Annotated in this window: 8 protein-coding genes; 2 read left to right on the plus strand and 6 right to left on the minus strand. The window is 68.8% G+C overall.

Features of this window, described 5'->3' with window-relative positions; all coding sequences use genetic code 11:
• Nucleotides 1–257: 257 nt before the first annotated feature.
• The gene (locus Q0C41_RS26140; RefSeq protein ID WP_291988994.1) at nucleotides 258–464 is read right to left on the minus strand and encodes a cold-shock protein; all 207 of its coding nucleotides are present in this window, start codon (nucleotides 462–464) and stop codon (nucleotides 258–260) included.
• Nucleotides 465–665: 201 nt separating this feature from the next.
• Between Q0C41_RS26140 and Q0C41_RS26145 the strand changes: the two genes are divergently transcribed.
• Nucleotides 666–1,268 (plus strand): nucleotidyltransferase family protein, encoded by a 603-nt coding sequence (locus tag Q0C41_RS26145; RefSeq protein WP_291988996.1) that lies wholly within the window; start codon nucleotides 666–668, stop codon nucleotides 1,266–1,268.
• Here the strand turns inward: Q0C41_RS26145 and nhaR are convergent.
• From nhaR to Q0C41_RS26170, 5 genes are all read right to left on the minus strand, one after another.
• Nucleotides 1,235–2,194 carry a transcriptional activator NhaR gene (nhaR, locus tag Q0C41_RS26150; protein WP_291988998.1) on the minus strand — a complete coding sequence of 320 codons (960 nt, stop codon included), beginning with the start codon at nucleotides 2,192–2,194 and terminating at the stop codon, nucleotides 1,235–1,237. The genes Q0C41_RS26145 and nhaR overlap by 34 nt on opposite strands.
• Nucleotides 2,195–2,308: 114 nt before the next feature.
• A complete protein-coding gene (locus Q0C41_RS26155) occupies nucleotides 2,309–5,341 on the minus strand; it encodes a TonB-dependent receptor (protein WP_291988999.1) in 3,033 nt (1,010 codons plus the stop codon).
• 268 nt (nucleotides 5,342–5,609) lie between these two features.
• Nucleotides 5,610–6,998, minus strand: a complete 1,389-nt coding sequence (locus Q0C41_RS26160; protein ID WP_291989001.1) for a TolC family protein — start codon at nucleotides 6,996–6,998, stop codon at nucleotides 5,610–5,612.
• 41 nt (nucleotides 6,999–7,039) lie between these two features.
• Complete coding sequence (locus Q0C41_RS26165) at nucleotides 7,040–8,383, minus strand: HlyD family efflux transporter periplasmic adaptor subunit (RefSeq protein WP_291989003.1); 1,344 nt, start codon at nucleotides 8,381–8,383, stop codon at nucleotides 7,040–7,042.
• A 32-nt stretch (nucleotides 8,384–8,415) separates the two neighbouring features.
• Nucleotides 8,416–10,578, minus strand: coding sequence for an ATP-binding cassette domain-containing protein (locus tag Q0C41_RS26170; RefSeq protein WP_291989006.1), 2,163 nt, complete (start codon nucleotides 10,576–10,578; stop codon nucleotides 8,416–8,418).
• Between the two features lie 67 nt (nucleotides 10,579–10,645).
• Here Q0C41_RS26170 and Q0C41_RS26175 point away from each other — a divergent pair, with 67 nt between their 5' ends.
• On the plus strand, nucleotides 10,646–11,023 hold the full coding sequence (locus Q0C41_RS26175) for a MarR family transcriptional regulator (RefSeq protein ID WP_291989008.1): 378 nt from the start codon (nucleotides 10,646–10,648) through the stop codon (nucleotides 11,021–11,023).
• The last annotated feature ends 6 nt before the right edge of the window (nucleotides 11,024–11,029 follow it).

Raw genomic sequence — 11,029 nt, forward strand, 5'->3', positions numbered from 1 at the left:
CAGGCACTCACGCGTCGGCCTGCGGCCTCGCGTGTCGGGCACGACTCCGGAGTGTGCGCCTCACGCCTGCGCGGTTGGCGCCGACGCGTCTGGGAGTCACGCGCGGCGGCGTCGCCCTTCGGGCTCGCCTGGCCGGGCACGACTCGCGCTCGCGGGCACACGCCGGGTGCGTGCAGCGACGACGCGCAGGCTGAGTGGGGAGGGGAAGGACCCCGGCCTCGCTGAGACGGAGGCCGGGCAAGGCGAGCGAACGGCGATCAGTTCTCGATGAGCCGCACGTCGGCGGCCCGCGGACCCTTCTGCGACTCTTCGGTCACGAACTCCACGCGCTGACCTTCGCGCAGCAGTTCGAACACCGCGCCGCGCACGGCGCTGCGGTGGAAGAAATGTTCCAGTCCGGCTTCGTCGCGGATGAATCCAAAGCCCTTGTCGATCAAGAGCCGAGCGATTGTTCCCTGCTGCATGTCGGTGCCCTCCGAATTGAACGCGGGCTCGCGTCACCCGTAATTGTCCAACGCGGGGCCCGGCTATACCAGCCGGATCATCAGGTGCGATCGGCCCCCTGACGGGCCGTGGCGCTGACCCGGAAGGTTCGGGCAGTGTAGGCACGGCCACTGGGCAAGTCAAGGCCAGCAGCACACGGCAGACATGGCACGATACGCAACATGTTGCGTGCCATCCTCCTCGCGGCCGGTGCCTCCACACGGATGGGGTCCCCCAAGGCCGGGCTGCGGGTGTCGCCCGATGGCCTGACCTTCGCGGCTGCGGCCGTAGAGGCGTTGAGAGCGTCCGGCGTCGCCGGCGTGACCGTGGTGGCGGGAGCACACCCCGAGGCCGTCACCGCGGCCGTGGCGGGCCTGGAGGACGTGCGCGTGGTCGTGCATGCCGGGTGGGCCGCCGGTCAGCTGTCGTCCCTGCGCGCCGGGCTCGACGCCATCGACGTCCCGGCACTCGAGGCGATGATCGTCGCGCTCGTCGATTGTCCTCTCGTGCGGCCGGCCACGGTACGCCGGCTCATCGAGACCTGGGAGCACACGCGGGCGCCGATCGTGCGTCCGGCCATCGGCGACCGTCACGGGCATCCGGTGATCTTCGACCGCGTGACGTTCGCCGATCTGCGCCACGCGCCCCTCGAGGTGGGGGCCAAGGCCGTCATCGCGCGCTGGAGCGCCGCCCTGGTCGATGTGACCGTGGACGACCCCGGCGTGCTCGCCGACATCGACACGCCCGCCGACTACGACGCCTTCGTGCGCGCCCGCGGGCGCTGAGTGCGCCGTGCGCTGGCGGCGTGGTGAGCCGCGAACAGGTCCACGCGCGCGGTGGCCGAGAGCGCCACGACGCCGGGGTGTGTCACGCGCCGCTCGGCGGAGATCGCGTAGTAGCGCTCGCGCACCGCCGGCGTTTCGCCCACCACCGTCACGCCGTAGTGCCGGCAGACTTCGGGCGCGATCGCCGATGGTGCGGGAAACACCGCGCGTCCCGACTCGCCGAAGGCCTTGAGCAGCGCTGAGTCCTCGAACTCGCCGACGATGGCCGGCAAGATGCGCAGCGACTGGAACCACTGATCGAGCGTGCGCCGCAGTTCGGTGGCCGGCATCGGCAGCAGCATCGGCGCCTGGTGCAGCGACTGCGGGAAGCCGCGCTTCAGCCGCCTGGCCAGTTCCGGCGTGGCGAAGAACGAGGTGTCCGACTCGCCGAGCAGATGCGAGAACACCTTGACGTTGGCATTGGCCGGGGCCGGCATGTCGCTGATGACGACATCGAGCGTGTGCGTCGCCAGTTGCGCCACCAGCACCTCGGGCTGACCTTCGTGGCACATCACGTGGATGGGCGTCTCGCCCTCGATGGCCGGCCGCAGCAGGCGGTAGACGATGAGCTTCGGCACCGCGTTGGCGACGCCCACCCGCAGGCGCGGTGCCCGTCCCGTTGGCCGGCCCTTGAGCGTCTCCTGCAGCTCGCGGCCCAGTCCAAAGATTTCATCCGCGTAGCGGTAGACGAGCCGTCCGACTTCGGTCACCGCCACCTGGCGGCCGCGCCGTTCCAGCAGCGTTTCGCCGAGCGCGTGTTCGAACTGTCGTACCTGGGCGCTGACCGTAGGCTGGGCCAGGCGGAGGTGGACGGCGGCCTTCGAGATGCTGCCTTCCCGGACGACCGTCCAGAAGTACAGCAGATGGTGGTAGTTCAGCCATTCCATGCCGGTATTGTAGGCGCGATCGCACGGCCGGCGCGCCGGCTCCAGCGTACGTGACACGGGCGCCGCGCGGGGGGCTTCCCCACACGGCGCCCGGGGATGCTGCGGCGTCTGTCGCTAGAACTTCATCTGCACGCCGAGGCGGAGAATACGCGGGTTGAGGATGCTGTTCACCTGGTTGTACGCCGCCGTGCCGAAGTTCACCGAGCGAATACCGAGCACGGGATTCGCGTTCGTGATGTTGAAGGCGTCGAGCTGCAACTGCACGCGGCGGTTCGCACCGACGTCGAACCACTTGGCCAGCGAGAAATCGAGCTGGTTGATGCGGTCGAGCAGTTCCTGGCCGCCGGGCCTGAGCGGCAGGATCAGCTGCGCTTCCTGCATCCCTGGGATGATCACGGCCCCCGGTGTGCACGGGGCCAGGCAGTTGGCCGGGTAGGTCTGGCCGCGGTTGATGAGCCACCGCGTGCCGATGGGGCTGCCGACGTCGCCGTATCCCGGCCCGACGATGCGGTTGCGGTCCGCGGCGGCCGTGGTGCCGCTGAAGCCGCCGATCGGTCGGCCGTTCATGCTCTGGAACGACGCGCTGGCCTGGATGCCCCACACGAGCGGGTAGGTGCCGGCGAACTTGAACTGCGGGAGCCACGGGATGTCGTTCTCGCGGTCGTCGCAGAAGCGGAGGAAGTTCGGGTCGTCCGGCTCGTCGCACGTCACCCGCAGCGTGCGTTCGATCGTGAAGCCGCCGAAGAGCGTGCCGCCGCGCGGCAGCCGGGCGTTGAAGGTGAAGTCGGCGCCGTTGTAGATCTGCTTGCGGTCGGACCCGGCGTTGGTGTCGAAGTCCTGCACGGCCCGCAGCAGCTCCGGGGTCAGCAGCGTGTACGCCTGGAAGATCGAGCCGTCGAGCGGGCTCACCACATCGACCGCGCGGTAGCTCTCCCTGGTGCGCAGCAGGTTGTCGCTCACCGGCAGGTCGTAGAACTGCCGGCGGTAGTAGGTGGCGGCCACCGAGACACGCGGCAGCAGCTCGTGCTGGATGCCGGTCGTGAACTCGAGGTTGTAGGTGCGCTGGAAGTCGGGGTCCACCGTAGCCAGCGAGCGCGTGCCGAAGTTGGCGGGCAGCTGGCCCAGGTTGATCTCGCAGCCAGGCGTGAGGAACGTGCAGCCGCGTTCGCCCTGGGCGATGTCGTCGCCGTTGAGATCCTGCCACGTCAGGCTCGCCGTCGTCAGCGCCAGCGGGTTGTACTTGGTGGCGAACTGCGTCGTCCGCGACTCGTTGTAGCGGTTGAAGCTCGCCTTGAGAGCCGTCTTGGAGTTGCCGAACACGTCGTAGATCACACCGATGCGCGGCGCGAAGTCCTTCCACGTGGGCATCGGGATCGCGTCGAACTGGCGGGCATCGACGAAGCGGCCGTTACCCGAGGCCTGTTCTGACACCTCGTGCGCCAGATACTCCCAGCGCAGGCCGGTGTTGATCGTGAAACGCTTCAGGGCCCAGGAGTCCTGCACGAAGACGCCGACGTCGGCGACCAGCCGCTCCTTGAAGCGCAGCGGCGTGTTGTAGACCGTCACCGAGACCGGGTTGGTGAACGGCGCCGCCGCCGTGCCGGCGTAGACCTGCTGCAGGTCGGCGTTGGTCTCACGCGTGTTGACGTAGGGGCCGAAGTTGTACTGCACGCCGGCCTTCACGTTGTGAGACCCGGTGATGTAGCTGAGGGCGCCGAGCATGTTGAAGCGATCGGGGTAGCGACCGCCCCAGTTGGCGAGCCCGCTCGTGAGCGCCACGACGTTCTGGTCGCGCCGGCTGGCGCCCGCGTACCACTCGGGCGTGAACGGCGCCTTGTTCACGCCGGGTTGGTTGGTGATGACGTACTGCTCGTAGTTGAACGAGTAGCCGGCCTCGGCCAGCAACTGGTTGCTGAGCGTGCCGGTGTACTTGGCCGCGAAAGAGTTGTACTTGGGCGAGGTCCATATCTGCGACGCCGTGTTGTAGTCGTCGCCGGAGTTCATGCCGTGGCCGCGGAACTTGTTGATCTCGTCGTAATAGACGCCGAATTTGTGCTTCGGCGTGATCTGCCAGGTCAGACGAAGCATGGCGCTCTCGATGCTCTGGTCGTCGATGCCGGTTTCGCAGGCGATGGCACCACTGCGGCACTGGGCGATGCCGGTGCGGTAAGGGATGCCATCGGGCACGACCAGCACGTCCTGCACCGGGGCGTCCACCGCCCACATGCGGCCCGAGGTGAAGAACCACAGCTTGTCCTTCTTGATCGGACCACCGATGGCCAGGTTGAAGTCGTAGATGCGGTCGACGCCGCCGCCGGTGCGCAGACCGCGCGCGACGATGTCGTCGGTCAGGTTCTTGCTCTGGAGCGCCTTGTCGTTCCACGACCCGAAGAAGTTGCCGGCGAAGCGGTTGCCGCCGTCCTTGGGCACGATGTTCATGCGGACGCCGCCGGGCGACACATCAGCACCAGCACCGCTGGTCTGATACGACATCTCTTCCATCATCGCCTGGTTGAAGTACTGCTGCACGGCGCCGTCGCCGTCGAGGCCGTTCACCATCAGGCCATCGACCGTCACGATGTTGTTGGCAGAGGTGAGACCGCGCGTCGACATGTAGGTCTGCTGCATGCCGCGTGAGCCGCCGACGTCGGGCACGTTCAGCGAGACGCCGCTCACGAGCTGCGCCAGCGCCTGAATCGAGCGGCCCGTCGGCACCTGCTCGAGGATTTCGGCGGTCATGACTTCGACCTTCGCGTTGCTCGAGACGTCGACGGTGGGCGAGGCGCCGGTGACCGTGATGGCCTCCTGCAGTTCGCCCACTTCGAGGGTGGCGTTCAGTGTGCCGGTGAAGTCGGCGCGCAGTTCCACTTTTTCCTGCCGCGTGGTCTTGAAGCCGGGGAGCGTGAAGCTCACCGTGTAGACGCCGGGACGCAGGTCGACCAGGCGGTACTGCCCGTTCGCGTCAGTGATGTCGGATTTGCTGCCTTCGATGAGCACCGGACTGGCCGCTTCGACTGTCACGCCCGGCAACACCGCGCCACTCGTGTCCTTGACCGTGCCCGTGAACGAACTCTGCGCGAACGCAACGGCCGGAACGGCCAACGCGAACGCGACACATGCGAAGAACGCCTTCAGACGCCTTGCCATGCCACACTCCTTGAGACGGGTCGAACGGTGGGGAGCCGCAGGACAGCGAACTCCTCCCTGAGCCGTGCGTGCCCTCCACCCTCGGCACCACGGGGGGCGCGAACCCCAGAGTGCCGACGAGGCCGGTCGAGCCGAGCCTATTTATCATGAGATGTCTTGGCGTGCAAGGATTCGCCACCTACGGCAGGGGCGCCTCGCCCCCGGGCAGGGTGAGGAAACGAGGCTCTGCCGGGGGGGCAGGCCGGGAGCGCCGACGTGTCGGCGAGGCCTACGGGCGGGGGCCGGCGTCGAGCAGTTGTCCGGTGGCCGCCTCGACGGCAACCAGCGCCTTTTGCTGGTCGGCGCGGGCCCGGACCTCGCGCAGCGCGGCGTCGGCGGTGGCGACTTCGCGCAGGTTCACCAGGAACTGGGTGGAGTCGCCGAGCGTGAACCGGTCGCGTTCGAGTGACTCCAGTTCGCGGGCCACCGTCAGCTCTTCGGTGACGACGTCGAGCACCACGCGGGCAGCGCGCAGGGCGCTTATCGCGTCCTGGACCTCGGCGCGTATCTCATCCTCGGCCCAGCGCAGGTCTTGATCCACCGTCGCCAGTTTGCCGCGCACCTGCAGAACCTTGCCCGTGGCTTTACGGCGCTGGAACGGCACCTGGAAGATCACGCCTGCCTCGAAGCCTTCACCGGCCCGGCTGGCCGGCCCGCTGCCGACGTCGCGCGACAGTTCCGAGAAGAGGTCGAGCGTTGGCAGCACCGTGTTCTCGGCCAGGCGCAGCTCGGCTTCCTGCTGCTGGCGTTTCAGACGCAGCGCCATCAGTTCGGGTCGCCGTTCGAGGGCCCGCCGGATGGACTCGACTTCATCCGGTTCGGTCTGTCCTGACGGTCCGGGCAGTTCGGGCAGCCGCTGCTCGCCCGGGCGTTCGGGGCTGCCGTCGATGGCCCGGAGGAACAGCGAGAGGTCGATGGCCTTCATCTGCAACTGCCGCTCGGCAAGAAAAAGCGCCGAACGGCGTTGCAGAATGGCGCGGCGGTTGTCGGTGCGTTCGACGGGCGGAATCTGCCCGAGCGCGATGGCATCTGCCAGCTGCTGGTCACGCGCCTCGGCCAGTGCGAGCAGATCCCGCGCCACCCGCGTCTGCTGGCCGGCGCCGACCCAGTCCCAGTACTCAGACAGCGCCTGCTTGAAGTAGCTGAGACGGGCTTTGTCGAGGCCGCGGGAGGCCACCTCGACGCCGAGTTCCGTCACCTGTTGCGCCGCGCGCCGTGCGTCGGTGGCGCGGTTGCGGAGCAACGGCAGGTTCAGCCCGCCGCTGAACTCGCCTTCCGAGAGCGTCCCCGACTTGCCGTCGTACGGGGCGAAGACGCCGCGGCCGAGTCGATACCCGCCGTAGGTCGTGATGCCAAGCGTGGCCAGCGGCTGTTCGAGCCTGCCGGACACACGTTCGCTGTCGTAGAAGCCGCGCACCGTGGTGGCCGACGCCTTGAAGGACAGGTCGAAGGCGCCCCGGGCCTCCCGCAGTTCGCCTTCGGCGATCGCCACATCCTGCCGCGCGCGCTCGAGCAGCGGCAGCGCGCGTTCGACCGCGCCGAGCAGTTCGGTTCGCGTCAGCGGCTGGGCCGCCTGCGACGCCGGCTGCGCCCAGGCGGACGTGGCGGCGGCGACCACGGCGGCGACCATCAGAGCGGACGGCAGCAACTGGCGGGGCATCACTTCTCGTCGCCCTTGTCCGCGGCACCATCGTCGCCCGCCGAGTCCTTGCCGGCAGGATCGAAGCCGGTGGCGGAGGGTTCGTCGAGTGCCACGACCGGCGGGAAGCCGTTGAACTGCCGCCACAGCTCGTACCCGATAGGCACGATGTTCAGCAGCACCCAGCCGTTGGTGCGGACGCCCTGCCGCAGAAAGCGTCGCGAGGGCCACGGGTCGTCGTTCGGGTCTGGCTCGACCAGCACCCGGAACCTGCCCTTGCCGTTATCGGTCGGGTCGATGAGCAGCACGCGTCCGCCGAAGGTGCCGACCGCGATCGACGGCCAGCCCGAGAACTGCAGGGCCGGCCAGCCCTCGAACTGCAGTCTGGCCGGGTTGCCCACCGCCAGCATCGGCATGTCGTTGCCATCGACCCACAGCTCGACGACGTCCTTCTTGGACGACGGGACGATGACGGCCAGCGGCGCGCCGGCCTTCAGCAACTCGCCGCTCTGGCGGGCCAGCACCCGCAGGACCGTGCCGTCGATCGGCGCCGTGACCTGCTGCGTGCGCTGACGGGCCACGCGCACATCCAGCTTGGCCAGTTCGGCCCGCGACTTGGCGACGTCGCTCTCGGCCGAGGCGCGGGCGGCGCGGGCCTCCTCCACGCGGGCGTCGGCGTCGGCGCGGGTGCGGACCAGTTCGGCCTTGAGCGACGCGGCTTCGTTGCGGGCGGCGTTGAGCGTCGCCACCGCCCGCTCGACTTCCGCCGTGCGTGTGGCCGCCTCGAGCTCCGCCAGCTCCACGCCCCGGGTCGATGTCAACCCCTTGGTCATCAGCGACCGCTGCCGGTCGATGTTCAGGTCAGCGGTGATCTTGGCGGCCCGCGCCGCCGTCAGCCCCTGCTCGGCGGCGACCACGCGGTCGCGCCCCATCTGCTCCCGCAGCGCCGCGGCCTCCACGCTGCTCGTCAGCGTGTCGATGAGACTCGCCACCCGGTCGTCGAGCGATCCGGCGCGAGACTGGCTCTGCTCGATCGTCCGCAGGTTCTGGTTCCGCTCCTCGCCCAGGCGGTCGAGAATCGCCGGGTCGTTGTCGGTCAGTTCGACGATCGGATCGCCGCGGCGCACCGTGCTGCCTTCGACGACATGCCACTTCACGATCCGTCCGTCGATGACCGCTTCGACCTGCTGCAGCCGTTCTTCGGGACTGAAGGCGATGACGCGGCCGCTCCCGGGGATGTTCTGCTGCCACGGCGTCACCACGAGGAAGACGATGACGACGACCAGCAGGCCGACCAGCAGGCGCGCCAGCAGACGCGCCGACCGCGGGGCCTGCACGTTGTGGAGTGCCAGGCGCTGATTCATCTGCCAGCCTGACGGGGAAGGGTCCTGGGCGCTCATCTCGAGAAATCCTCTCTGGCGGCGTCGCGGACCTCGCCATCCTTCAGGAGCACCACCCGCGAGCATGCGGCGAGCAGGTCCGGGCGATCGGTCACGCACACCAGTGTCCACGGCGCGCTGTCGGCGAACAACACCGACACCAGCCGCTGGTCGTCTTCACGGCGGTCGATCTGGTCGAGCGCGCCGTCGATGATGATGAGCCGCGGCCGCCCGACGATGGCGCGTGCCACCATGAGGCGGCACGCCTGGCGGTACGACAGCGGCCGCCCGTGCGGATGCAGTTCGGTGTCGAGCCCCTTGGGCAGCGCCAGCAGCTCCTCGAGCAGACCGACGTCTTCGAGTGCCCGGCTGACGTCGGCGTAGCTCAGGTCGTCACGACCGAGCTGGAGGTTTTCGAGCACGGTGCCGGGGAACAGCTCGACGGCGCGCACGAGGGCGACGTCGCGGCGCAGGCTGCGCAGCGGCAGCGACCGCACGTCAATGCCGTCGATCCGGATCGACCCCGTGACCTGCTCGCGCAGCCCGAACATCAGGTCGGCAAGCGTACTCTTGCCGGCGCCGTTCGGCCCGGTCACGCCGACTCTGGCGCCGGCCGGGATGTCCCACGAGCGAATGGCCAGGGCGGCGCGTGTGCCGTCGTCGTACTTCACCTGGACGTCGCGCAGGGACACGGTCATCGGGCTGCTCGACGCCGTTTCGGCCGCACCACCCATCCGTTCGAGCGGCAGATCGACGAGCACGCCGAGCTTGTCTATTGCCGCGCACAGGTCGTAGAACACCTCGAGCTGCTTGCCGAACTTGGTGAACGCGCTCAGCATGCCGGCGACGATGAGTTCGCTGGCCACGAGCTGGCCGAGCGTCAGCTGCCGGTTGATGACCAGCCAGCCGCCGATCCCGAGGAGCGCCGAACTGGCGACCGCCTGCAGCGCGAACGAACCGACGATCTGCCTGACCAGAATGCGGAAGTGCTTCTTGCGGTACGCCAGATAGTCTTCCAGCAGGCGATGTGAGCGTTCGACGGCATAGTCGGCCGCGCCGGCCGACTTGAACGTCACCAGGTGGGCGGCCAGCTGCTCCAGCCACGCCACCAGGGCGTACTTCGCCTTCGATTCATTCATGCTCGTGGCCAGCGCCCCGCGCCCGAGCACGAAGATGATGACGCCCATCGCCACGACGAGCAGCACGTCGAAGGCCAGCAGCCACGGGTGGTAGAGCGCCAGCAGCACCATGCCGATGACCGTCTGCATGAGAATGCTCAGGCCATCGATGAGCAGCAGCGCCGCCGACTTCTGAATGGTGATGGTGTCGAAGAAACGGTTCACCAGTTCCGGACCGTGATAGCGGTCGAAGGCGCTGACGCGCACCCGCAGCAGCCGCCACGTCACGTCGGTGGCGACCCGGGCGAAGATGCTGCGCTGGATGATCTCGACGACGCCGGCGCGCAGCGCGTTCATCACCGTCGAGAAGCCCAGGGCCACGAACACCACGAGCGTCAGCACGACGAGCGGTTGCAGGACCGAACCGAACGCAATCGTGTTGACGAGCGACTGGACGGCAATCGGCACGACCAGCGCCAGCAGGGCGATGACCACCGAGTAGATGACGGCGACCCACAAGGTCCGTCGCTCTGCTTCGAGCAGCGCCCGCAGGCGCGCGTACGGATGGAGCGGCGGCGCGCCATCCCGCGATCGCATCGGCGACAGCGGCGCGGCGGGCTCGGTCATGATCCACTCGACCGGCACGTCGGCGTCGGTGACGCCCAGCCACTCGACCACACTGCGGATGCTCCAGCGCGCCGCACGTGCCTGTGAACCCGGCACCGCCACGAGGGCGCCGCCGCGCGCGGCGGCGAGCACGGCGATGGCTTCGGCCTGGCCGTCGGGGCCCTGCCGCAACGCCACCCACGGATAGGCCGGGTCGGCGTCGGTCAGCACCTCGCTGAGCGGCCGGCGCACGGCGGTCGTGATGAGCCCCGCCTCACTGGCCAGCGCCTGGATCGTCGACTGCATCCCCCGGCTGTGGCCGAGCCGCCTGACCGTCGCATCGAGCGCGGTCGGGCTGACCTCGACGCCGTGGACATCGGCGAGGTAGTGGACAACCGTTCGCAGGGTGTTGGCGTCGACGGTCGGGACGGGAGCGGACGCGGGCGATGTCGACATCTGACTAATTCTACACGATACGGGTATCGCGTTTTACAAGACGTAACTTTACGTGTACTCTCTGGGCATGGGCCAGAACGAAACGCGGACCGCGCGGTGGACCTTCCTGACGAACCACGCGCACGTGCTGTTGTGTCTGGCGAGAAGCCCCGCCTTGCGCCTGCGCGACGTGGCGGTCCTGGTCGGCGTGACCGAGCGGGCCGTCCAGCGCATCATTGCCGACCTCGAGGGCGCTGGCTACCTGACACGCCGCCGCGACGGCCGGCGCAACCAGTACGAGATCGCGCAGGATCAGCCACTGCGACACGCCGTCGAGGCACACCAGACGGTGCGCGCGCTCATCGGGCTTGGCGCTCGCAGCGCGCGGCGCGTCGCCACCACCGCCACACCGCCCGTCAGGCCGGCTGGCGCGCCTGGGCCGTCCCGCCGCGCGTCGCGCGGGTAGTTCCGG

The organism is Luteitalea sp. (assembly GCF_022842525.1).
Classification (GTDB): Bacteria; Acidobacteriota; Vicinamibacteria; order Vicinamibacterales; family Vicinamibacteraceae; genus Luteitalea.

Coding starts and splice junctions, on each gene's coding strand:
- Q0C41_RS26140 (WP_291988994.1), bottom strand. CDS start 464: ATGCAGCAGGGAACAATCGCTCGGCTCTTGATCGACAAGGGCTTTGGA.
- Q0C41_RS26145 (WP_291988996.1), top strand. CDS start 666: ATGTTGCGTGCCATCCTCCTCGCGGCCGGTGCCTCCACACGGATGGGG.
- nhaR (WP_291988998.1), bottom strand. CDS start 2,194: ATGGAATGGCTGAACTACCACCATCTGCTGTACTTCTGGACGGTCGTC.
- Q0C41_RS26155 (WP_291988999.1), bottom strand. CDS start 5,341: ATGGCAAGGCGTCTGAAGGCGTTCTTCGCATGTGTCGCGTTCGCGTTG.
- Q0C41_RS26165 (WP_291989003.1), bottom strand. CDS start 8,383: ATGAATCAGCGCCTGGCACTCCACAACGTGCAGGCCCCGCGGTCGGCG.
- Q0C41_RS26170 (WP_291989006.1), bottom strand. CDS start 10,578: ATGTCGACATCGCCCGCGTCCGCTCCCGTCCCGACCGTCGACGCCAAC.
- Q0C41_RS26175 (WP_291989008.1), top strand. CDS start 10,646: ATGGGCCAGAACGAAACGCGGACCGCGCGGTGGACCTTCCTGACGAAC.